Genomic DNA, 23,439 nt, shown 5'->3' with positions numbered 1-23,439 from the left:
TTCTATTAATAGCAAACAATTTTTGACCAATATTCAAAATATCTTGCTCTTTCTATTCTCTTTTTAAAATAAAACGATATTTTTCTATTTGTTTTAACATTTGAAAATTAGCATTTAAAAGGGGATTTCAATTAAAAAAGTTTTGATCAACCGCTCAATATTTAATCAGACAAAATTCTTAATTAGCTCTTTTAATTCCTGATTAAGCGGATCTTCCGGGATATTGAGCCCAGAGGATTCCAAGTAAAATGATGCCACCGCCGATACTGTGATACATGGTCCACGCTTCACCCAGCCACAAATATGCGACTACTGCAGTAAAAACCGGCATCAGATTCATAAAAATACTGCTGCGATTGGGACCAAGTTGCTGCACAGCCATCATCCAGAATAACGGCGCGGCAATGGATGGGAAAATTCCGGCATAGATAATGCTGGCTGCATTAGCGTGATTGATGCTGTCCAGACCTAAAATCAATACCAAAGGAATATGATATAGAAAGGCCATAAAAATCTGAATATACAGGCTCACTAAGAGTGGAATCTGAATCTGCCATTTTTTCAGAAACACGCCATAACAGGCATAGAAAAATACTGCGATCAACATCAACAGATCGCCAATATAACTTTCACCAACAGTTAAAAACTGCAGGCCCTGCCCTTGTGCCATGACATACATCAAGCCAATAAAAGACAGAAGACTCCCCAGCACTGCAGCCTGTGTTGGGCGAATCCTTAAAACAAAAATACCCACGATAATGGTAAAAATAGGAATAAAGGCATTGATCAGGCCCATATTGGTTGCAGTGGTATAGTGTGCCGAACTATAAGCCAACCCCTGATAAAGCACCATTCCCAGCGCACTCAAAACAGCAAAATGCCCGAGATATGGACGGATCTCCGGCCACGCTGCTTTGACTTTGGGCAACATGAATGGAGTTAAAATCAGTAAGGCCAAGGCCCAGCGGTAGAAACTGATACTGATGGGAGAAATATAATCTGCCACATAGCGGGTGACAGTCATATTCAGAGACCAAATCAAAACTGCGGCCAGTGGTAAGGCCATGGCCCACCAGACTGCCTTTTGTTGCTGTGTCATACTTTCATCCATGAGTCGCTGGTCTTGTTATTAAGCTATGCGTATTCGCGCATCCTAGCATAATAGATTTTTCACATAATATTGAGGCAATTTGCAGCTTTAAGTAACTGAGCTCACCTGTTTTTACTTGTACTGAAAGCGAATACCCGTTAAAACAAATACCGTTCAGTCGCAATAAACAGGAAATCTAATGACTCGCTCTGTATATGACATTCCAGTCAAAACCATTGAAGGAACAGAAACCACTTTAAACCAGTACCAAGGTAAGGTTTTGCTGGTGGTTAACGTCGCATCTAAATGTGGCCTGACGCCGCAATATGAAGGCTTACAAAAACTGTATCAGGAAAAAAAAGCGGAAGGTCTGGAAATTCTAGGCTTCCCTGCCAATAACTTTTTGGAACAGGAACCGGGTAGCGAAGCCGAGATTCAGGAATTCTGTTCAGTGAATTATAAAGTCGACTTCCCTCTATTTGCTAAAATCTCTGTTGCGGGCAAAGACAAGCATCCTTTATATGCCACCCTTACGCAAGCGATCCCGGAACGCATCGGTGAAGGCCCTTGGTGGAAAGATCTGGTCGATTATGGCCTAACGCCAAACCAGCCACCAGAAGTACTCTGGAACTTTGAAAAATTCCTGATCAATAAAAATGGCGAAGTAGTGGCACGTTTTGCACCAGACCTCACTGCGGATGATCCACGGATTGTTGATGCAGTGAATGCAGAACTTGCAAAATAATTCTCGATTATTCTCATAAGCCTCAAGCTTGAAATAAGTATCTATTTTCTTGATAGATACTTATTTTTTTATTTAAAAACGGTTGTTTAATTGCATTGAAATTCACCTAAAATATTTTCAAAATGATTGCAGGCCAAAAAAGCCAATTCGGTGAGAACAAAGTACTTCTTTACTAGCTTTTAATAACCTATTTCCTATTTTTAAATAAGGAAACATTCGGAACCCAGAAGAATTGTTATGAGTTTGCAACAATCTTTTTTATCTCCATAGTTTGTCCTTATATTAGATACTAATAAAATTCCATCACCTGTATCGAGACCCTGATTCCATGTCCAAGATTCTTGCCAATGCTGTCCTTCCTTTCGCATTATTTAGCTCGGGAATTTTACTGATGGGCTGTGAACAGGCCGTCGAAGCACCGGCTGAACAGGCAGATACCACGACCTCAGATCTGGAACCAGCCTCTCAGCAACAGAGCTCAACAGCGCAAACCGAGCTTAAATCGGGCAATATGTTTTATATGGTTCGTGATGTCGCCGACTTGCAGCTCAAGGCCGGCAGTTATGTGGAACAGTTAAAACACACCCAGACCGAACTGCAAACGGCGGTCGAAGCCAAGGATACCCAGCAACTGCAGTCCACTGCGACCCAGCTTCAACAGCAACTCAACAGTTTTAATCAGGTGTTGGGCAACCTGAACTTGAAAAGTCAGGAAATTGACCAGATTCGTGACAACATTATGACCGCTAATCAGCAAGTTCTGGCTTCTCCCCTCTTAAATGGTCAGGTGGATTTCAGCCAGATCGACCTGAAAAAAATTGAATCGCAAATGGTCAATGTACAAGCTGAAATGGTCAAACTGGCGGGTCTGCTGATCCAGAATCCGGAACAAAAATCAAACAGCCAGACTGAGCAGGAAAATACCTAAACTCTCATTCAGGGCGATTGATCGGAAAGTTTCTTCCTCAATCGCCTTTCTCGCTTTACACTGTTATTTATTATAAAAATCAATTTAAATTAAAAACTTATATTTAAAAAAGTGATCAGGAGTTCAACCATGTCGAATTCAGTACTCTATGCTATTGTTCCGGTCGAATCCCGACTTGACCTGAAAGATCCTTTTATTTTTACCGCACATCATCAGGATCATTATCCGCAGGGCAATTCCGAATTAGGGCCTGTGACACCGCCGCATCAGCATGAATATGACATGTATTATGGCGAAAGTATTCCCGGCTTTCCCGAACATCCACATACCGGTTTTGAAACCATCACCATTGTCGAACGCGGTTATGTCGATCATTTTGACTCGCTTGGAAATTCGGGCCGTTATGCCGCGGGTGATGTGCAATGGAGTACAGCACTGCGAGATGTTCCCATTGGTTCATCAAGATCAGGACAATCCGCTGGAGCTGTTTCAAATCTGGCTCAATTCCTCACCGGAACAGAAAAAACAGCCTGCCGATTATAAAATGTTGTGGCGTGAACAGATTCCACATGTATTTTCAGCCGATGCGGCCGGACGTAAAGCAGATATTCGGGTCATTTCAGGGCAGTTTAAAACAACTGAAGCACTGGACCGTCCAGCACATTCCTGGGCAGCACCCGTTGAAAACAGGGTTAATATTTATATGATCACGCTTGCGCCTGAGGCAGAGCTGATTATTCCGGCAAGCACTGCGAGTGCAACGCGGTTTTGTTATTTCTATCAAGGCAAAAGTCTGGAGCTGGAAGGACAAAAAATACAGGTCAAGCATCTGGTAGAACTGAAACCAGATCAGGATATCCACCTCAAAGGCGGCCTACTAGAATCGCATATTTTATGGCTGGAAGGTGAACCAATTGGTGCACCTGTGGCAATGCACGGACCCTTTGTATTAAATACTCCGCAGGAACTGGATGCTGCTTTTCGCCGTTATCGCGAAACCCAGTTTGGTGGCTGGCCTTGGCCAAATGCTGAACCATCATTTCCACCAGAACATCCACGTTTTGCCAGTTATGAAGGCGGCAAACGTGAAGAATATCCCGACCAACCAGTCAAAGAAGCCACCGAATAGTGGCTTCTTTGACATCAGATCGTATTATTTTTTCGGGCTTTTGACGACGACCAGTTTCTTCTGCACAAATTCTCTGAAACCATCAATCGACAGTTCATGTCCATAACCGGAATTTTTGATTCCACCAAATGGTAACTCAGGCGTGGTATCGGTATACCAGTTAATCCAGATCATGCCCGTTTCGACACGTGAAGCCAGCTTTTTCGCCCGCTCGATATCTTGTGAATGAATCACACCACCCAGACCATAATTGGAATCATTGGCAATCGAGACAATCTCATCATCATTCTTCGCCACATAAATCTGGGCAACCGGACCAAAAAATTCTTCATACCAGGCCGGATTATCTCGGCTGATGTTTTCCAAAATCGTCGGCTGATAGAAATTGCCTGCATGCTCATACGGCTTGCCCCCAGTGACCACTTTCGCACCTTGTGCTACGGCCTTTTCGACCTGCTTGCTGAGTTTTTCCAGTGCGTCTTTTGAAGACAGCGGTCCTAAAGTGGTTTCAGGATCGAGCGGATCACCCAGTTTTAACTGTTCAAAAGCTTTCAGCATGCCGGCCTTGAATTGTTCGGCAATTTTTTCATGCAAGATAAATCGCTTCGCTGCTGTACATACCTGCCCGGCATTATTGACACGCGCCTGACAGCCTAACTTGATCGCGCGTTCCAGATCTGCATCATCGACTACGATAAATACATCATTACCGCCCAGTTCCAGTGTGGATTTTTTAAGATGTTTGCCCGCCTGTTCAGCGACTGCACTGCCCGCACCTTCTGAACCTGTGAGTGCCACACCACGCACACGCTTGTCTGCAATTACTTCCGCGACCTGATCACTGCTGATAAACAGATTGGTCCAGACACCTTTGGGTGCGCCTGCATCCAAGACCAGTTGCTCAAAGGCTTCGGCACATTGCGGCACAATGCCGGCATGTTTTGCCAGAACCGGATTACCAATCGCACAGTTCGGCGCAAAGACCCGCATCAGTTGATAAAACGGGAAATTCCACGGTTCTACCGCCATGATAATACCCAGTGGATGATGCTCAACCCAGGCTTCTCCCAGTTCCGTTTCATAGGACACGGGTGCTAAAAATTCTTTGGCATGATCAGCATAGTATTCTGCGATTTTGGCACAGGTTTCGATTTCACCTTCACCCTGCTTGATCAGTTTCCCCATATCCAGCGTCATGAGCTTAGCCAGTTCAGACTTTTGCTCTCGCATACTGCTGGCTAATTTTCGCAGTACTTCAATACGGGTATCGACCTGTTGTGACCAGTCTGACTTTAGGATTTGTTCTGCAGTATCGAGGGCATTTTGAATATCTTGATCGTTATGGGATGGGTAGTCTTTCAATTTTTGATTGGTAAATGGATTAATAGATTGATAAGCCATGATTTTCCCTTTTTCAATTATAAGTTTTGCCTGTTCAAAACCCAATTGCATCAAGTTATAACAAGCGTGTATCTATTCGAATTATTTAACTTATCACTGATTTTTTTATCGCGTGTGTCTGCTTACAGATTGGTTCAAAACATTACTGAGAGCAGGTAAAAGTTATATCGAGTGGTACAAAATGAAATTTATTTAAGAATCGGAAATGTAAAACTAACACTCTCAAGATCAATACTTGCAAAAATTCTAAGCTAAAACAAATAATCTAAATCAGCTGTTTTAAGGTGATGTTAAAAAATATAAATTTCAAATTTTCAGGTGTGTAGTACATTATCTATATATTTGAAAAAAGAAAATTTATCATGAGTCAAATAAAATCTAATATCATTCAAACAGCAGAAAACTATTTTGATAATACAGTTTTAGAAACGACTGATACTATTTTTCAAGAAATTTTAAAAGCTTTTCCAATAGCATCATCAGGTTTAGCTATTTATCAAGTTTTTAGGAACTATAACGAAAAGCAAAACTGAAAAATATCCTGGAATTTATAAAAGAAGGTGAAAAGTTAGCATCAGGAACATTACTGAAAATCTTCAAGGATCAAAATAACTTAGAAATAGGTGGTGAATTACTCAATGCTTTAGATAAAGCCTATTTAATACATCAATCTAAAATGCTCGCTCGTTTAGCTCTTTTATATGATGCGAAAGAAATAAATCGTGAAACTTTTTTAAGATATGCTCATATTATTCCTCAATTTACATCGTTTTTATTAGAAGGGTTATAAAAAGCCTACTTATCATTTGAAATGAACAAATCCAAGAAGGATTACCACCTTAAGAATAATGAATGTAACTTTTCAGCATCTGAATTAGAAAAGTTTGGTTTTTTGTACGTAGTAGCTACATTTGGTTCTGGCAATAATTATGGCAGAGAAAAAGACTTAATCTTTTTTTATGAACACATATATAAAAACAAACATGATAAGAACCTATGAACCAAAAAAAACCACCCTTTCGGGTGGCTTTTTCAATCTCAAACCGTCTCTTATTGAGCGCGGTTTTTGATTTTGCGGATCGTTTCCAGCTGAGCAGCAGTTTCTGCAAGAGCAGCCAAAGCAGCAGCAGAGTCCAAATCGCTCTTTTGATTCGCAAGCAATGCTTCAGCGTGTTTACGCGCTTCAACAATAGCTGCTTCATCTAAGTTTTCTGCACGGACTGCAGTATCTGCAAGAACCGTAACAACATGCGGTTGAACTTCTAGAACACCACCAGATACATAGATCAACTCTTCTGTACCGTTTTCCAAAATAACGCGGATCGCGCCAGGTTGGAGCAAAGTTACCAACGGAGCATGGCCAGGCATAATACCCAACTCACCGCCAGCACCTTTTGCAATTAGCATAGTTATAGTGCCTGAGTACAAAGACTCCTGAACACTTACAACATCACATTGCATAGTCGCCATGAGAATCTCCTAAATTAGAGTAGCTAATTAAAGTTTCTCGGCTTTAGCAATCACTTCGTCAATACCACCAACCATGTAGAACGCTTGTTCTGGGATGTGATCGTATTCACCAGCTAGAAGACCTTTAAAGCCACGAATCGTTTCTTTAAGAGATACTAATTTACCAGGAGCACCAGTAAATACTTCAGCTACGTGGAACGGTTGAGAGAAGAAACGCTGGATTTTACGCGCACGGTAAACAACCAGTTTATCTTCTTCAGCAAGCTCGTCCATACCAAGAATCGCGATGATGTCTTTAAGCTCTTTATAACGTTGCAATACGTTCTGTACAGAACGTGCAATTTCATAATGCTCTTGACCAACAACTAACGGATCTAACTGGCGTGAAGTTGAGTCTAGTGGATCGATCGCTGGGTAAATACCAGAAGATGCGATGTCACGGCTCAATACAACAGTTGCGTCTAAGTGAGCAAACGTTGTAGCAGGCGATGGATCTGTTAAGTCATCGGCAGGTACGTATACCGCTTGGATTGACGTAATAGAACCAGACTTAGTCGATGTAATACGTTCTTGAAGAACACCCATCTCTTCTGCAAGTGTAGGCTGGTAACCTACTGCAGATGGCATACGACCTAGAAGTGCTGATACTTCAGTACCCGCTAGTGTATAACGATAGATGTTATCTACGAACAATAGTACGTCACGGCCTTTACCGTTTTCGTCTTTCTCGTCACGGAAATATTCAGCCATAGTAAGACCAGTCAACGCTACGCGTAAACGGTTACCCGGTGGCTCGTTCATCTGACCGTAAACCATTGCTACTTTGTCTAGAACGTTAGAATCTTTCATTTCGTGATAGAAGTCGTTACCTTCACGAGTACGCTCACCAACACCAGCAAACACAGATAAACCTGAGTGAGCTTTCGCGATGTTGTTGATCAACTCCATCATGTTTACAGTTTTACCAACACCGGCACCACCGAACAGACCAACTTTACCACCTTTCGCAAACGGGCAAAGTAAGTCAATGACTTTAATACCAGTTTCTAAAAGGTCAGTAGAAGCCGCTTGTTCTGCATAAGAAGGCGCTTGACGGTGAATTGGTAAACGCGCTTCAGTCGCAACAGGACCAGCTTCGTCGATCGGGCGACCAAGAACGTCCATGATACGGCCTAGAGTCGCTGTACCTACTGGTACAGAAATCGGCGCGTTAGTGTTAGTTACGTTCAAACCACGCTTAAGGCCTTCAGTAGAACCCATTGCAATAGTACGAACTACGCCATCACCAAGCTGTTGCTGAACTTCTAAAGTAGTTTCAGTACCATCTACTTGGAGAGCGTCATAGATCTTAGGAACGCTGTTGCGTTCAAACTCGACGTCGATAACCGCGCCGATGATCTGAATGATACGACCGCTATTCATTGCTGTCTCCTCAATTCAAAATAATGTTAAACGGCAGCGGCACCACCAACGATCTCAGAAATTTCCTGAGTAATCGCGGCTTGACGCAGCTTGTTATAAATAAGTTGCAGGCTCTTAATGATCTCGCCTGCGTTGTCTGTCGCTGCTTTCATAGCGACCATACGTGCAGACTGCTCACATGCGATGTTTTCAATCACACCTTGATACACCACAGACTCGATATAGCGAACCAACAAGCCATTTAAAAGCTCTTCAGCTTCAGGCTCGTAGATGTAATCCCAACCGTATTGACGGTTCAGATTCTTGTCTTCTTCAGCAGCAGCCAAAGGAACAAGTTGTTCGATTTTTTGATTTTGAGTCATGGCATTGACAAAGCCGTTTGACACTAGATAAATACGATCTAACTCGCCTTTATCATAAGCGTCCAACATCACCTGTACAGAACCAGATAACTGCTCAAGACTTGGGGCATCGCCGACTTGCGTCGTCGCACCAAGCACTTTACCGCCGTAGTTTTTAAAAAACGAAACCGCTTTTTGACCAATTAAAGCAAATTGAACTTCAATTGACTGCTCTTGTTGCTGTTGAACGTGTTTAACCACTTTCTTGAACAGGTTAATGTTCAAACCACCAGCAAGGCCACGATCTGAAGACACAATGATATAGCCAACGCGCTTAACCGGGCGTTCAACCATATAACGGTGTTTGTATTCAGGATTCGCTTGGACCAAATGAGCAATTACACGGTGCATATTTTCGGCATACGGACGGCCTTGAGCCATGCGCTCTTGCGCACGACGCATCTTAGAAGCTGCTACCATTTGCATCGCTCGAGTAATCTTCTGCGTGCTCTTGATACTAGCTACTTTGGCGCGAATTTCTTTTAAATTTGCCATACGCTTAACCTAGTATTCGAAAGCCCTTGCGAGCTTCCGAAGGTTGATTCCGTGAACCAAACCGACACTAAATTCAACACGGGTTGAAATTAGTAAGTTTGAGTCGCTTTAAAGCTTTCAATACCTGCTTTGATTGCAGCTTCGATGTCTTTGTTGTAATCACCAGAGGCATCGATTTGTTGCATTAACGCAGCATGTTCTGAACGGAAGTAAGAAATCAACGCAGCATCAAAGTCTACGATTTTCTTAACGTCTACGTCAGCCATGTAGCCTTCGTTAGATGCATAAATTGAAACAGCCTGGTCAGCAATTGAGTATGGCGCATATTGTTTTTGCTTCATTAACTCAGTTACACGTTGACCATGTTCAAGTTGCTTACGAGTTGCTTCGTCAAGATCAGAAGCGAACTGAGCAAATGCTGCCAATTCACGGTATTGCGCCAAAGCAGTACGGATACCACCAGACAATTTCTTGATGATCTTAGTTTGCGCTGAACCACCAACACGAGATACAGAGATACCCGCGTTCACAGCAGGACGAATACCTGCGTTGAATAATGATGTTTCAAGGAAGATCTGACCATCAGTAATCGAAATTACGTTGGTTGGTACGAATGCAGATACGTCACCCGCTTGAGTTTCAATAATCGGCAATGCAGTTAAAGAACCAGTTTGGCCTTTCACTTCACCGTTAGTGAATTTCTCAACGTAGTCAGCAGATACACGAGAAGCACGTTCAAGTAGACGCGAGTGTAGATAGAACACGTCACCTGGATACGCTTCACGACCTGGTGGACGGCGTAAAAGCAATGAAATTTGACGGTAAGCAACAGCTTGCTTAGACAAGTCATCATAAATGATTAACGCATCTTCACCGCGGTCACGGAAGTATTCGCCCATTGTACAGCCAGAATACGGAGCTAGATACAGCATTGCTGCTGGATCAGCTGCAGCTGCAGCTACAACAGTTGTATACGCCATAGCGCCAGTTTCTTCTAGCTTGCGTACCACGTTAGCGATAGTCGATTGTTTTTGACCGATTGCTACGTATACACATTTAATGCCAGAGTTTTTCTGAGCGATGATCGCGTCGATCGCCATTGCTGTTTTACCAGTTTGACGGTCACCAATGATCAACTCACGTTGACCACGGCCTACAGGGATCATTGTATCTACTGATTTATAACCAGTTTGTACAGGTTGATCCACTGATTGACGCCAAATTACGCCTGGTGCTACTTTTTCAACAGCATCAGTTAATTTTGCATCAATAGGGCCTTTACCATCAATCGGGTTACCCAAAGCATCTACTACACGGCCTAAAAGTTCTGGACCAACCGGAACTTCTAATACACGACCTGTGCAACGCGCTTTTTGACCTTCTTGAAGGCTTAAGTAGTTACCTAAAACAACGACGCCCACTGAATCCTGTTCTAGGTTCAGTGCCATACCGTAAAGGCCGCCGTCGAATTCGATCATTTCACCGTACATAGCGTCAGCTAAGCCGTGAATACGCACAATACCGTCGGAAACCATAACAATGGTTCCTTCGTTCTTAGCGGTTGCGCTGGTGTCCAGATCGCCGATACGCTGTTTAATGAGCGCACTGATCTCGGATGGATTCAGTTGTTGCATTGCGCTATACCTCAATCTTTTTAAAGTTCAGTCTTCTAAATGCAATTAAGCAAGAAGACGAGTACGCATTTTTTCAAGCTTGTTAAGCGCAGAATCATCTATCACTTGGTCGCCTGCACGAATAACTACACCAGCAATCAGCGCTGGGTTAACTTCTACAGAAACATTTACCGCCGCTTCGAATTTTTTCTCTAATGCGTGAGTAAGAAGTTGTTCCTGTACAGAAGTCAATGGGAATGCTGATTCAATCACAACATCCACAGTATTGTTATTCTGTGATTTAAGCTGCTCATATTCTGCTGCAATCTCAGGAAGAAGAACCAAACGGTTATTCTCTGCAAGCAATGTCAGGAAGTTAGACACTGCTGCAGTTTGGTCTTCACCTAAAACTTTCGCAAAAAGAGCCACCTGCTCAGCAGGTGTAAGCTCAGGGCGATTTAGATAAGCTGAAAATGCTTCGTCTTGCACCGCAGCACTGAGCAATTCAAGTGCTGTTGACCAAGAGTCAGTTGCACTTTGCTCAGAAGCGTAAGCAAATGCTGCTTTAGCGTATGGGCGTGCCAACGTCAAGAGTTCAGCCATAATCCGCCTCTCTTAAAGTTTAGCAGCCAGCTGAGTCAGCATGGCATTGTGAGCTTCTGCATCAACTTGCTGGCTAAGAATTTTCTCAGCACCAGTTACTGCAAGAGCAGCCACTTGTTGACGCAATTCTTCGCGAGCAGCATTGATTTCAGTATCAACAGCTTCTTTAGCCTGTTGACGAATACGCTCACCTTCAGCCGCAGCTTGGGTACGCGCTTCTTCGATCAATTGTGCACCACGACGGTTCGCTTGTTCGATCAATTGAGCCGCTTGTGCTTTTGCCGCGTCTAACTCAGCTTTCACTTGTGCTTGCGCATCTGCAAGGTCAGCCTTCGCTTTTTCAGCAGCATTTAAGCCATCAGCGATTTTACGCTGACGTTCACTAATCGCATTGATTAGTGGTGGCCATACAAACTTCATGCAGAATGCGACAAAAATCGCAAACGCAATCGCTTGGCCAAACAATGTGAGGTTGATATTCATTGCAAATTCCTCAAATAGTGAATTTCGGAATTAAGCTGATTAACCTACAAATGGATTAGCGAAGATGAAGAACAAGCCAATACCAACACCGATCATAGGCACAGCATCAAGAAGACCCGCGATTAAGAACATACGAGTTTGAAGTTGTGGAGCCAATTCTGGTTGACGAGCTACAGCTTCAAGGAAACGGCCGCCTAGAAGACCAAAACCAATCGCAGTACCTAAAGCACCGAAAGCGATCAAGATAGCAGATGCAATTGCAACTAGACCTAAAGTGAGTTCCATGATAATTCCTCAGAGGTTAGGTTTTATACCAAATTAAGTTAAAAAATTGTGTGCCCAACCATCCGTTGACAGTTAGGCAATACCATTAATGCTTTTCGCTTGCCATACTCATGTACACGATAGTCAACATCATGAAAATGAATGCTTGTAGCGTAATAATCAAAATGTGGAAAATCGCCCAAGGCACAGACAACGCCCACTGGATCCAGAACGGTAATAACGCGATAAGAATGAAGATTAACTCACCCGCATACATGTTACCGAACAGTCGTAGAGCCAATGAAACTGGTCGCGCCAAGAAAGTAGTCAATTCCAACAATAAGTTGAATGGAATTAAAAGCACTTTAGCAACTGGATTACTTGGGTTAAATGGGTTCAGTGCTAACTCACCAACGAAGCCGCCAACACCTTTCTCACGAATACTATAGAAAATAATTAAGAAGAATACAGAAATAGACATACCGAGGGTAATGTTTGGATCTGTAGTCGGAACAATTTTAAAGTAAACCTGATGAGGGTCTACACCCAGCATAGAAGCAATCGCGTGTTGAGCTACATAAGGAATAAAGTCAACAGGGATCAAATCCATCAAGTTCATGAGGAAAATCCACACGAAAATGGTTAATGCTAAGGGTGCAATTAATCGAGACTTCCCGTGGAAGGTATCACGTACACTTGAATCTACAAACTCGATAATCATTTCAATTGCAGACTGGAACTTGGTAGGAACACCAGCATTAGCCGCTTTCGCAACCAACCAGAACAACAAACAGAAAATCAGACCCAGTCCGATAGACCAACCCATTGAATCCAAGTGAATAGCAGTGAACCCCATCTGTTGAGCTTCAGCACCGCTCTCGGCCAATTTCCACGTACCGTCCGGCATTTTGCCATAGGTCATGTTGGTCAAGTGATGCTTGATATACTCGGTCGAAGTAAGGGCATGTTCTTCAGCAGCCATAAATCACACCTGGTCAATGTCAAAAAACTAATAGAACAAACGAATATCGCGTGCTGCTTGATATCTCGCCTGCTCCTGAAAAACTTTTCAATTTCTTGTTGTGCTTATACTCATTTTTGTAGACGTGACGCCCAAAACGGAGCGACCCACGACATGGCTTGAACAAGTATAAAACCACAAAACAACGCCACCGCTGACAACGGTTTAACATTGCTTAAAATTAAAATGAAACCAACAATCACAATGGCAAACTTTCCCATCAAGCCTTTATACATGTTCGAAAGAACTTGTTTAGACGCGCGGGCTCCTGCTGCTCGAAACGATTGCCACGAAAAATAACAAGTCGCGAGCCAACATACCAGTGCACCTAATGCTGCACTCAAGGCTGCGGTTGAGTCTTTCACGACCCAGCCGATCAAGGCTGAAACAGGGATCATACAGGCTTGCAGGAGGACCAAAGCTTTCGCTAATCGTCGGTCAATCAAGCGACTAGTTCGGCTCATTATTTATTCACTCACAGCAATCATGCTTGACAAGTTTAACAGGTGATTATTTTTAATCGCAGGCATTATAGAGTTACACCCCTGAACATGCAATCTTTTCCCGACCTTAGTCGTGTTTTTTTAAATCGGGTCACTGCTGTTAAACTAATCAAAATCTGTCTATTTTTTAAATCATTAGCGTGCATTTAGTACACATTTCTGGGTTTCTGTGGCCAATTGCTGCCAAGCCTGCACAAAGTCCCCTGCCCCGCTCATGCTTTCATCGACATGCTGGAACAGTACCGGATTGAGTTTGCGGTACTGGTTTTCACTGGCATGACCTTCGGCCAGCAGGCACATTTTGCGTTGTGGACGATGATCCTGTAAAAACTTGATTTGCGCCACGGTTGGCGAAACATGCGGATCATCGGTCAGCGCACCCATGAATTTTAAATTGAGTGGGCGTTCCAGATACTGATAGGCATCGTGATAAGACCAATAGGATTTGGCTTTGTTGCTTGAACTATAAAGCTGGGCCGTAGCAAACATGTTTTGTGCAAAGTCACGGGCATTTTTCCAGTAGCGTTCACGATGCTCCGGCAGTTGCTGCGAACGTAGCGCCGCAATAAAGAAACCTATCCGTACCGCATTATTCGGATCGAGCCAGACATGCGTGTCTACCGTATTTTTTAAGGCCTCGCCACGCGGATTACGCATCGGCAAGGTGGTCAATATCCCCGAGTCTAACAGTGCAATGCCTTTATTACTTTCATTCAGCACTTTGGCCAAGGGTGCTTCATGCGCCTGACCCAGCCAGATCACCAGACCTGCATTCTGAATAGTTTTTCGATGCGCCGGAGTCAGACTCACATCATGTCCACTTTGGTTGGCCAGCAATAAAGTCGGCTGTTCCACACCTTGGGTAATTTTCTTGGCAATCAGATAGATCGGCTGCGTAGACACCACCAGACTTTGTGACCAACTGAGTGTACTGAACAATGCCAGCAGACTGATTGCAAGGAGACGGAACATGAGTAGAAATCACTTAAAAACGATAAAATCAGGAAGTGTTATAATATAACAAAAATACAAAAATACCTATGCCTAATCGAAACTCAGAACGCTTCATGTTAAGATTTGAAATCTATTAATTTTCAGTTTCGCACTTGAGGTGAACTATGGGTTCCTGTTCGCACGAACACCACAACGCATTGCACGGCGTGCACGACCATCCCAATGTCGCACAACGTCTTGCTGAAGCGGAAAGTCTTTGTGCAGCAAGCGGCGCACGCCTTACACCTTTACGTAAAGAAGTGCTGGAACTCATTCTAAATGCGCATGGCCCGATGGGCGCCTATGATCTGCTGGCACAAATGAAAAATGCCAGTGATCGTCCTGCAGCCCCACCAACGGTGTATCGCACTCTGGATTTTTTATTAAGCAAAGGGCTGATTCATCGCCTGACCTCGATCAATGCCTATATCCCCTGTTGCCATCCGCGTGAAGGTCATCAGGCTGCTTTTTTAATCTGCACCGAATGTAAAGCCGTGAAAGAAGCGTCGGCTCAGGGCTTACTCGATCAACTCGATGCACTGGCCAGCTCGGACGACTTCACGGCACATCACAGCATTATCGAAATTTCAGGAATTTGTCAGCAGTGCCGCAACAAAGCTTAAGTGCCTCTCCCTTGATTCAGCTTTCCAAGATCTGGGTCAAAATCGATGAGCGCGATATCTTAAAAGCCATTGATTTCTCGTTACAAGAGAAAGAAATTGTCACACTGATTGGTCCCAATGGTGCTGGTAAATCGACCTTAATTAAAGTCATGCTGGGCATTTTGAAACCGCAATCAGGTGAGATCAAGACTGCGCGCAAACTCAAATTCTCTTATGTGCCACAGAAATTCAATCCCTCACATAGCTTGCCGCTACGGGTGAAAGATTTATTGGCACTAGAAAAGTGTCCGTCCGAGATTAAAACCGAAATTATTCGCGATACCGGCATTAGTAAACTGCAAGATTCTAAAGTGCAGCAGTTGTCTGGCGGTGAACGTCAACGGGTGCTACTGGCCCGCGCCTTATTACGCCAGCCGGATATTTTAGTCCTCGATGAACCAATGCAGGGTCTAGACATCCAGTCCGAAGCTGAACTGTATGAATATGTGCGTAACTTGCCGGAAAAATATGGCTGTGCCGTACTGATGGTTTCACATGACCTGCAATGGGTGATGCAAGGTACGACTCGGGTCGTGTGCCTGAACAAGCATATCTGCTGTAGTGGCCTGCCGGAAAGCGTGCAGCAACATCCCGAATATCAGGCGATTTTTGGCACCAATCGGGTGTTCTATCAACATCATCATGATCATTGCGCGCACGGCGATTCTGCCACCCCCTGTCAGCATGATTCACGCCCTCATATTCACCCCGAGCCGGAAGCTTAAACCATGATGGATTGGTTACAACTCCTTTTACCTGCATGGATCATGGGAACGCTATTGGTATTTCTGACTGCACCGCTGGGCTGTCTCATGCTCTGGCGGCGTATGTCATTTTTTGCCGATACCATGGCACACGGTACTTTGCTCGGTGTTGCCATCGCTGGGGCTTTAAGTTTACCTCTCTGGATGGGAGTCACTTTTATTGCCTTATTATTGGTAGGGGTTTTGTGGGTGCTGCATGATCCGCGCCTGCCGAATGATGCCTTGCTGGCGCTGTGTTCAGCAACACTGCTTTGCTCAGGTCTATTGTTCATTCAGCATTTACCGAGTTTAAGACCGGAACTTCTCAGCTATCTATTTGGTGATCTACTGACGATTTCTTGGACGGACTTACCCACCTTTGCTATCGTGATTATTCTGGCCTTAGCCGTCCTCTATAAGAGCTGGCAAGCGCAGATTCAAATCGCGATTGATCCGGACATGGCGGTCAGTGAAGGTGTAAATGCCAAATGGCAACGCCTGATCTTTATGTTGTTATTGGCATTGTTTACCGTGCTTGCCCTGAAAGCAGTGGGTTCATTACTCATGGGGGCATTACTGGTGATCCCTGCTCTGACTGCACGACTCCTTGCACATTCACCAAAACAAATGGTGATCTGGGCATTCGTGATTGCGCAAATTGGGGTGACCGTGGGCCTATGGTCGAGTGCAGGTCTCAATACTTCGACAGGTTTAACCATTGTCCTGACCATGGCGGTGCTATTTGCACTGATCTTCTGTGTGCAGAAGTTTAAAAAGCTGAATTAATCTTTCTGTTAAATCATGATGATTTTCTAATGATCTATTCAGCCTCTCTCCTTTAAGGAGAGAGCAAACACTCGTTATTGATGCACCAAACTCAATAAAAATGCAGCACCTGCAAATAAACCGGCAAAAGTCCGGTTCATGACTTTTTGTTGTTTCGGTGATTTTAGTAGCCTTAAAACTTTAGCAGCCAATCCGGTATAACCCGCCATCACAATCAGATCAATCGTCACCATTGTTGCAGCCATAATCAAATACTGAATCCATTGTGGTTTGGACAAATCCAGAAATTGCGGCAAGACGGCCAGTAAAAATACGATGGCTTTAGGATTAGTGATATTAACCAAGAAACCATGCAGTACCAGTTTTCCTCTCGATTTTCGCGTCAATTCATGTTTAATTTCGATGTTCTGTGCAGGTGCTTTCCATTGCAAAACTGCCAAATATAACAGGTAGCCAACACCAAACCATTTCACCACTAAAAATGCCCATGGGGTTGTCGCAAACAAAACTCCCACGCCTGCTGCAACCACTGCAATCTGTACCAGTAAAGCCAGTTGCAGACCCAGCGCATTCCAGTAACCATGCCGAAAACCATAATTCAATCCGCTCGACATCGATGCAATTGCACCAGCACCCGGAGAGACACTAATCACCCAGCAGGCCAACATATAGGCAAACCATATTTGATAGGACATGAATATTTAACTCAGCAAAACTTGCCCAATATTATATGAATTTTCCAATAAAATCAGGCTAAAAACTTGCTTAAATATAAGGCACTGCACTATTCACTCTGTCTGGCTTCAGGCACAATATGTACATTAAAAAACAGGATCTATCCTTACAGGAGCCATGAATGACAGCCCAATCGGTAATCTTGCCTCTCCCTTCAGATCATGCTCGCTTTATTGTTTTACGTCTTAAAGATTTGAGTATTGAAAAATTAAAAGAACAACTTGAACATCTGTTTACTTCACGTGATCGTCTGATTACGCAACATCCTCAAGCACAAATTAAAACGGCAGTGGCTTTCGGTCCTGAGCTTTGGTCAAGACTTTATTCACAAAGTCCGGCAGGTTTTAAACAGCTTGAACCCATTCATGGTTCATTTGAAATGCCGGTTGTTCCAGCAGATGTACTGATTCATATTGCCAGTGCTCGGGCTGATATCTGCTTTGCACTCAGTCAGGCTTTTTTTGAAGGCATTCAGGATCAGGTTCAAGTACTGGATGAGCGGGTTTGCTTCCGCTATTTTGATGGTCGTGACATAACCGGATTTATTGATGGAACTGAAAATCCGCAATTCCCGGATAATCGTGCTGAAGTCGCATTATTAGGTGAAAATTCAGGTATTTTCCAAGATGGTTCATTTATTTTTGCTCAGCGTTATGCGCATAACCTGGAAAAATGGAAAAAGCTAAAAGTTGATACTCAAGAAAAGGTTATGGGTCGCACCAAACTTGAATCTATTGAATTGGATGATGAAGTCAAACCTGAAAATGCGCACGTAGCACGTACTGTAGTTGAAGATGAAGAAGGCGAAGAAATGGAAATTCTGCGTCATTCTCTACCTTATGGTGACGGACGTGGTGACCAGGGTTTATTCTTTATTGCATATACCAAAGATCTAAAAATTATTGATGCTATGTTAGAACGTATGTTTGGTACGTCTGGTGATGGGATTCATGACCGCCTGCTGCACTTCGTAACTCCGCTGGATGGCGCATATTACTTTGCACCGAGTGAGGAGTTGCTGGAAGAAGTTTTGGAAGGGTAAAAGAAAAAAGCAGCTAAAAAATAGCTGCTTTTCTATTTTTAAATTATTTATAATTTTTTATAAATCTAACTCTTTGATAATTTTCTTGAGCATAACAATCTATTAAATAAATCGGTGCTTCACGCCCTTCCTCTGCAGCTGCATATTCAGAGTTACATTTATTTTTTCTATTCTTTAACCACAATCTTTGACTCGCTAGTAATTTTTCTTTTTTAATTCCTTTTAATATTTTCATTCTTTTTCTATATTCTATATTTAATTTTTTATCTGACTCTAAATAACTTCTTGAAACACAATACATTAAATCCTCTTGCATAGGACTTCCTTCTTTACACTGTATTTTCAAAGCATCCTGATATAAAAAGTCTTCAGGAGACACTGCATAAGAGTTTAAAGAAATAAATAAAATATTCAGAATAAAAAGTTTACTTATAGCATTCACATTTTAATCCTTTTTCAAAAATTTTTGCTTCATCTTCCCGTCTAGCCTGTAATCCTCTATTAGCTTTTGTAGTCCATAGTCGTTTCATACTTCTTAAGAATAAAGGAACCTTTTTTCCATTCTTTTTAAGATCATCTTGAATTTCTTTCATTTCTTTACGACGATCTCCTTTCAAACCTATATATCTGTTATATACAAGCGATAAAATAGCTCCTTGGCAATGAGGATGATATTTTAAAATATCTGGATAAACTTTTAATGTATCCTCCGCATACCTTTTTTTTACTATCATCACCATCTGATAAGCTTTATCTTTATTTATAATAATATCAGAAAGGCTGTTTACTAATGCTTGTGCTGCCAAACCTCTTTTTCCTTGAGCTTTTAATAAACGTTGAATTTGACTCGAAGTATAATAAAAAATTAAATCCTTTTTAATTTGTTCAAGACTTTGATGTCCTAAATCGTAACCATATCCTAATGTTACACCACTTTTACCATCTTTTCCCTTACTAGGTACATAAGGTTTAGATTCGTATTTCTCCCATTTTAAAATTGAATCAAGAGATTCTTTTGAAATAACCATTGTTCCTAAAGAAGTTTCAAAAGTATATGTTTCTACGATACATTCTGCTGTACAGAGTTTCTCTATATTCTTATCTAGGGTCGGCTTATTCTGTTCGGTACCACCCTTAATAATATCTACATCTAATTTCAATTTTATGGAATCTTCTTTAATCCTTTTTACCACATGAGTTTTCGGTTCCAAGGGATTACCATCAGGTTTAAATACCGTGATCTGTATTTTTTCCCCAATCATACTTGGAAATGAAAATTTCCCATTAGAGGTATTTGAAATTTTTGTTATCTTATTTCCCAAATAAAGTATTTCGATCTTTGTATTTTCAACGATATAACTATTTCCTTCTCTATCTAGAAGTTGGATATTTGATTCACTTTTAAAGTTTTCATAGGGTTCATCTAGTTTAATTATTTTTGGTATTTGAGAGCCATGCTCAGAGTTAACAGCACCTTTTAGAGCAAACTCATCATTTGAAGTCAAAACTAGAATTTCAATATCTCGATTAGGTGAAGATACCACCTCTACAATGCCTTGCTCATTGGTATGACGTTCAAATGAACTTTGTTTTCCTTTAGGGCGAGATTTTACCGGGAAACTCGTTAATATTTTCTCATTGCAGTCTATTATTTTAAATAAAGTCGTAACTATACCTTTTGTAGTAGGCATCACTTTTTCTTTATGATACTCCTCTATACTTTTAGGCAAGGATACTTTTACAGGATTCTTTCTAGAAGAAATGATTGAAGAATCAATCGTTTTAATAACGATATAATCTTCCACATTAGGTGGCTTAGCTAAAATTTCCACAGTTCGATTTGGTGAACCCTGAAATATAAATAAACCATCTTTATCTGTTTTATTTGTATTTTCTCTCGATGAACCTTTATAGCGTGATTTAACTTTTAAATTAATGACATATTTTCCTGAAGCATCATAAATTTTTGATGTTATGGTAACTAAATTGCTCATCATTCGACATCCTCTTCAGTATATACATCATCCTCTAAATCCCTTTCTTCTATCTCATTCAATAGTTCATCAATACTTTCATTATCTAAGTCTTGAATGAGATGAGTTTGTAAAGAATTAAATCCTAAAGCCACGAAATCTGTGGGTTGAGAGGTATAGAATCTTAAAGTACTTAATTGATTATTTTCATTTAATACAGACTTCTTAGTTTTAATTAAGTTCCCATCCAACTTATTTAGAATAAAAATTTCTTTTTCTCCTGCAGACTGGTTAGTCCACTGATAGTTAATTTTATTACTGAATAATGTTTTCATTTTTGGAAGATTTATTTTTTGTTCAATAATATTTTGACCTTTCGTAAACAGATGCTGCCCGGCCTTACACTCAAATTTCCCACCAGTTGTGACCACCACTCCACCACCATTGATCTTAATTTGAGACCCTCCAGCGGTCAGTACAATCTCTTTCGGACTGGTGATTTCGATCTTGTCTTCAGTCGAAATAAGCTTGATTACCTTGCGGGCAATCGCTTCAATCGCATCATCTTGGGCTTGTAGTTCAATTTTTCCTTGAGCAGCATAGAGACTCGCACCCTCTTGAGCAGCAAATAAACTGATCTTGTCCTGTGCATGAGCAACTAAAGATTTCTGTGTGGATAAATGAATATTATTCCCGGCACTCTGATTGATTTGCTGATCAGCGGATAAATGAATATTTTCATTTGTGCTCAGTGCAATCGTTTGGGGGGCAGTTAATAACATCACGGCCTGTTTAAATGCGATGGCCTTGGCTTGATCTTCAGCTTCAATCTGACTCAGAAACTGTTTTAAACTATCAAAAAATTGCAGCGGATCAGTCTGCTGTTGTTCAGCAATATCACTCAAGGCTTTACTATGATCGAGATTCGATTCAATCTGCTCTTTGGCACGACTCGCATCCAGGTGATTGCCTGCTGCTGAATCTTGCCGATAAGTGGAAATTAGCAAGCCTTTTCCTGCACGTATGGCACCCCACTGGTCTGTCCTTAGTTCAAAACCTTCTCCTCGACCTTCGCTGCTTTCACTTTCTTTAGGATGGCTTAGATTTCCCAGATTGAGCTGACTGGCTGCATGACTACTTTGCAGCTGCGCACTAATCTGTTCAGGGGTATCATCGAAACGCAACTGGTTAAAGCCATCCCCATCGACCTCCTGAGAACGGATGCCACTGAGTTTTTTGGTCGCAGGAAGTTCTCCTTTTGCATCAAACATGGTCGGATGCCGTTCTGCTTCATGAATCCGTCCCACCACAAAGGGCCGGTCGATATCACCTTCAAAGAAGTCAATCACTACAATTTCGCCAATTCGCGGATGCAACCTGATGCCATAACCCTCACCCGCCCAAGGGGTCAAAACATCCACCCAAGCAGAATCGCTATCATTGTCATTGCTACCTGCGCCGCCATCATGCTGATGATCCTCACTCCGGGTAAACAGAAAACGAACTTTCACCCGCCCCCATGCATCGACATGAATCGTTTCACCTTCAGGTCCGACCACTCGAGCCCGTTGCGGATATGCAGCAGGCCGATGAATGAAGGGGTGGTACTCAGGAACAACCTGGATTTCACGGCGCACCATCTGTAGTTCATTGGCCTGTCGTTCCTCCTGTGTCATCTGCCAGCCGCTCTTCTCAAGCAAACTGTCCAGCTGCGATAAAATATCTTTGGGTAAATTGTTCTGGTTATAAAACCGCTTAGCTAAAATCAGAAATTCACGTTGATGGGCAGGATGCTGATCAATCTCAGGATGCTGTTGCAGTTCAAACCAGTATCCAACCTGAGCATCTCGTACGCTGCTACTGGCTTTAAAATATTTAGACTGCAAAGCATGATAGTCACTGAGCTGCTGATTGAGTCGATCCAGTTGGGCTATACCAGATACTGTCACCTGATCCTCATGATTTAAGTCGCCGGTCCAAGCCGGACTGATGTTCCACGCATCTTCAAGCTGAAGAGTGGCATTTGCATGGATATCACTTTGCTGATGATTACTGAATAATGGCTGGCTTTGATCCTGGGCAAGTTGCTGGGCATGCCAACGCTGGGTCTGGGTACTATTCGGATTGAGCTGACGTACCGCAATCAGACTGTTCAGCGTGTCGAGCTGTTCGGTGGCATGACTGCGATGAAACCGGATGGAGCGGCGTTTTAAAGCTGAAAAATATTGGGAATGATCTACCAGTTTTAAAAGCTGATCTTGAATCTCGCTGGCTGATACAGGCACAGTTAATTGCCTTTCATCAATCAGCCAGTTAATTCCTTCGCTACGCCATAAACGGGTCAGAAAATCATAATCCGATTCATTCGACTGCATTACAAAAGGTCGGACATCATAGTCCCGGCTGAGTCCTGTCAAATCCAGGCTGAGACTGGCCGCGAATAATACACTTCTGTTTTGCCATTCACTGAACAGGATTTCACTGATCTCGCGCACCGTCTTGTTCATAAAAACCCGACTGTTACGGCGCTTCTGCCAGAGTGCAGTCGCGTCATTTAGCGTCAGTTTATACAGGGTCAAAGCTCCATCATTCTGTCCTTGGCTGGCTGCAGTAATAATGCCCGTAGTCCGGAAAAGTTCACCACGGTCTGTGACCTGATCAATGGCCACCCGACAGCCGATAAATTGTTTCAAGGCAATATGAGCATGAGTGGAAAGACAGATCAGTTCGGCCTGCAGACCTTGATTGATCTGATGCTGACCCTCAATCCGCTGAATCAAAACCTGATGATTTAAAGGAAGATGTGAAAACTGTAAATGTAGCGCACGATGCTGTCGCTTAAGCCCGAGCTGCTCCACCAGCATATGGATAGGTTTTGGCATTTTATAGTTATAATTTTAAGCTTTATTATTGTGCGGCAGATTTTAGGAAAAGTTA

The 23,439-nt window shown here is 42.6% G+C and carries 23 protein-coding genes and 1 pseudogene; 8 read left to right on the top strand and 16 right to left on the bottom strand.

Features of this window, described 5'->3' with window-relative positions:
- Window positions 1-202 precede the first annotated feature (202 nt).
- Window positions 203-1,099 carry a DMT family transporter gene (locus NI469_RS07635; RefSeq protein WP_004644871.1) on the bottom strand — a complete coding sequence of 299 codons (897 nt, stop codon included), beginning with the start codon at window positions 1,097-1,099 and terminating at the stop codon, window positions 203-205.
- Window positions 1,100-1,289: 190 nt separating this feature from the next.
- Between NI469_RS07635 and NI469_RS07630 the strand changes: the two genes are divergently transcribed.
- From NI469_RS07630 to NI469_RS07620, 3 genes and pseudogenes are all read left to right on the top strand, one after another.
- A complete protein-coding gene (locus NI469_RS07630; protein WP_148334824.1) occupies window positions 1,290-1,835 on the top strand; it encodes a glutathione peroxidase in 546 nt (181 codons plus the stop codon).
- A gap of 328 nt (window positions 1,836-2,163) precedes the next feature.
- Window positions 2,164-2,763 (top strand): hypothetical protein, encoded by a 600-nt coding sequence (locus NI469_RS07625; RefSeq protein ID WP_253174763.1) that lies wholly within the window; start codon window positions 2,164-2,166, stop codon window positions 2,761-2,763.
- A gap of 129 nt (window positions 2,764-2,892) precedes the next feature.
- Window positions 2,893-3,892 (top strand): annotated as a pseudogene (locus NI469_RS07620) (pirin family protein).
- A gap of 24 nt (window positions 3,893-3,916) precedes the next feature.
- Here the strand turns inward: NI469_RS07620 and NI469_RS07615 are convergent.
- Entirely contained in the window at window positions 3,917-5,293 is a 1,377-nt protein-coding gene (locus NI469_RS07615) for an NAD-dependent succinate-semialdehyde dehydrogenase (protein ID WP_253174762.1), read from the bottom strand.
- A 362-nt stretch (window positions 5,294-5,655) separates the two neighbouring features.
- Between NI469_RS07615 and NI469_RS07610 the strand changes: the two genes are divergently transcribed.
- Window positions 5,656-5,826 carry a hypothetical protein gene (locus NI469_RS07610; protein ID WP_253174761.1) on the top strand — a complete coding sequence of 57 codons (171 nt, stop codon included), beginning with the start codon at window positions 5,656-5,658 and terminating at the stop codon, window positions 5,824-5,826.
- Between the two features lie 517 nt (window positions 5,827-6,343).
- Here the strand turns inward: NI469_RS07610 and NI469_RS07605 are convergent.
- The 10 genes from NI469_RS07605 to NI469_RS07560 form a co-directional block, all read right to left on the bottom strand.
- Complete coding sequence (locus tag NI469_RS07605; RefSeq protein WP_004644865.1) at window positions 6,344-6,763, bottom strand: F0F1 ATP synthase subunit epsilon; 420 nt, start codon at window positions 6,761-6,763, stop codon at window positions 6,344-6,346.
- A gap of 27 nt (window positions 6,764-6,790) precedes the next feature.
- Window positions 6,791-8,185: a F0F1 ATP synthase subunit beta gene (atpD, locus tag NI469_RS07600; RefSeq protein ID WP_004644863.1), complete on the bottom strand. Its 1,395-nt coding sequence runs from the start codon at window positions 8,183-8,185 to the stop codon at window positions 6,791-6,793.
- Between the two features lie 26 nt (window positions 8,186-8,211).
- Window positions 8,212-9,081, bottom strand: coding sequence for a F0F1 ATP synthase subunit gamma (atpG, locus tag NI469_RS07595; RefSeq protein ID WP_004644862.1), 870 nt, complete (start codon window positions 9,079-9,081; stop codon window positions 8,212-8,214).
- Window positions 9,082-9,170: 89 nt separating this feature from the next.
- On the bottom strand, window positions 9,171-10,715 hold the full coding sequence (gene atpA, locus NI469_RS07590; RefSeq protein ID WP_004644861.1) for a F0F1 ATP synthase subunit alpha: 1,545 nt from the start codon (window positions 10,713-10,715) through the stop codon (window positions 9,171-9,173).
- A gap of 45 nt (window positions 10,716-10,760) precedes the next feature.
- On the bottom strand, window positions 10,761-11,297 hold the full coding sequence (locus tag NI469_RS07585) for a F0F1 ATP synthase subunit delta (protein ID WP_004644860.1): 537 nt from the start codon (window positions 11,295-11,297) through the stop codon (window positions 10,761-10,763).
- A 12-nt stretch (window positions 11,298-11,309) separates the two neighbouring features.
- Complete coding sequence (locus NI469_RS07580) at window positions 11,310-11,780, bottom strand: F0F1 ATP synthase subunit B (protein ID WP_004280990.1); 471 nt, start codon at window positions 11,778-11,780, stop codon at window positions 11,310-11,312.
- 39 nt (window positions 11,781-11,819) lie between these two features.
- Complete coding sequence (gene atpE, locus NI469_RS07575) at window positions 11,820-12,065, bottom strand: F0F1 ATP synthase subunit C (RefSeq protein ID WP_000424060.1); 246 nt, start codon at window positions 12,063-12,065, stop codon at window positions 11,820-11,822.
- Window positions 12,066-12,150: 85 nt separating this feature from the next.
- Window positions 12,151-13,026: a F0F1 ATP synthase subunit A gene (gene atpB, locus NI469_RS07570; protein ID WP_004644859.1), complete on the bottom strand. Its 876-nt coding sequence runs from the start codon at window positions 13,024-13,026 to the stop codon at window positions 12,151-12,153.
- Between the two features lie 110 nt (window positions 13,027-13,136).
- Window positions 13,137-13,529 (bottom strand): ATP synthase subunit I, encoded by a 393-nt coding sequence (locus NI469_RS07565; protein ID WP_004280982.1) that lies wholly within the window; start codon window positions 13,527-13,529, stop codon window positions 13,137-13,139.
- A 174-nt stretch (window positions 13,530-13,703) separates the two neighbouring features.
- The gene (locus NI469_RS07560; protein ID WP_253146606.1) at window positions 13,704-14,540 is read right to left on the bottom strand and encodes a metal ABC transporter solute-binding protein, Zn/Mn family; all 837 of its coding nucleotides are present in this window, start codon (window positions 14,538-14,540) and stop codon (window positions 13,704-13,706) included.
- Between the two features lie 146 nt (window positions 14,541-14,686).
- Here NI469_RS07560 and NI469_RS07555 point away from each other — a divergent pair, with 146 nt between their 5' ends.
- From NI469_RS07555 to znuB, 3 genes are read left to right on the top strand one after another with little or no spacing between them, the layout of a single operon-like run.
- On the top strand, window positions 14,687-15,184 hold the full coding sequence (locus tag NI469_RS07555) for a transcriptional repressor (RefSeq protein WP_004280980.1): 498 nt from the start codon (window positions 14,687-14,689) through the stop codon (window positions 15,182-15,184).
- Window positions 15,166-15,948 (top strand): zinc ABC transporter ATP-binding protein ZnuC, encoded by a 783-nt coding sequence (znuC, locus tag NI469_RS07550; protein WP_004644858.1) that lies wholly within the window; start codon window positions 15,166-15,168, stop codon window positions 15,946-15,948. Before NI469_RS07555 ends, znuC begins: the two co-directional genes overlap by 19 nt.
- Window positions 15,949-15,951: 3 nt before the next feature.
- The gene (gene znuB / locus NI469_RS07545; protein ID WP_004644857.1) at window positions 15,952-16,752 is read left to right on the top strand and encodes a zinc ABC transporter permease subunit ZnuB; all 801 of its coding nucleotides are present in this window, start codon (window positions 15,952-15,954) and stop codon (window positions 16,750-16,752) included.
- Window positions 16,753-16,826: 74 nt separating this feature from the next.
- Here znuB and NI469_RS07540 read toward each other — a convergent pair whose 3' ends face one another.
- Window positions 16,827-17,447, bottom strand: coding sequence for a LysE family transporter (locus tag NI469_RS07540; RefSeq protein ID WP_253174760.1), 621 nt, complete (start codon window positions 17,445-17,447; stop codon window positions 16,827-16,829).
- Window positions 17,448-17,608: 161 nt separating this feature from the next.
- Here NI469_RS07540 and NI469_RS07535 point away from each other — a divergent pair, with 161 nt between their 5' ends.
- The gene (locus NI469_RS07535) at window positions 17,609-18,529 is read left to right on the top strand and encodes a Dyp-type peroxidase (protein ID WP_253174759.1); all 921 of its coding nucleotides are present in this window, start codon (window positions 17,609-17,611) and stop codon (window positions 18,527-18,529) included.
- 43 nt (window positions 18,530-18,572) lie between these two features.
- Here the strand turns inward: NI469_RS07535 and NI469_RS07530 are convergent, their stop codons facing one another.
- From NI469_RS07530 to NI469_RS07520, 3 genes are read right to left on the bottom strand one after another with little or no spacing between them, the layout of a single operon-like run.
- On the bottom strand, window positions 18,573-18,971 hold the full coding sequence (locus NI469_RS07530; protein ID WP_222110670.1) for a lysozyme inhibitor LprI family protein: 399 nt from the start codon (window positions 18,969-18,971) through the stop codon (window positions 18,573-18,575).
- Entirely contained in the window at window positions 18,955-20,523 is a 1,569-nt protein-coding gene (locus NI469_RS07525) for a pesticin C-terminus-like muramidase (protein WP_253174758.1), read from the bottom strand. Before NI469_RS07525 ends, NI469_RS07530 begins: the two co-directional genes overlap by 17 nt.
- Window positions 20,523-23,384, bottom strand: a complete 2,862-nt coding sequence (locus NI469_RS07520) for a type VI secretion system Vgr family protein (protein ID WP_253174757.1) — start codon at window positions 23,382-23,384, stop codon at window positions 20,523-20,525. The genes NI469_RS07525 and NI469_RS07520 overlap by 1 nt, the downstream gene beginning before the upstream one ends.
- Window positions 23,385-23,439 lie beyond the last annotated feature (55 nt).

The organism is Acinetobacter lwoffii, from assembly GCF_024129735.1.
Lineage (GTDB): Bacteria > Pseudomonadota > Gammaproteobacteria > Pseudomonadales > Moraxellaceae > Acinetobacter > Acinetobacter lwoffii_H.
Note: the sequence above shows the minus strand (reverse complement) of the source record. Positions and strands in the feature narration are given on the sequence as shown.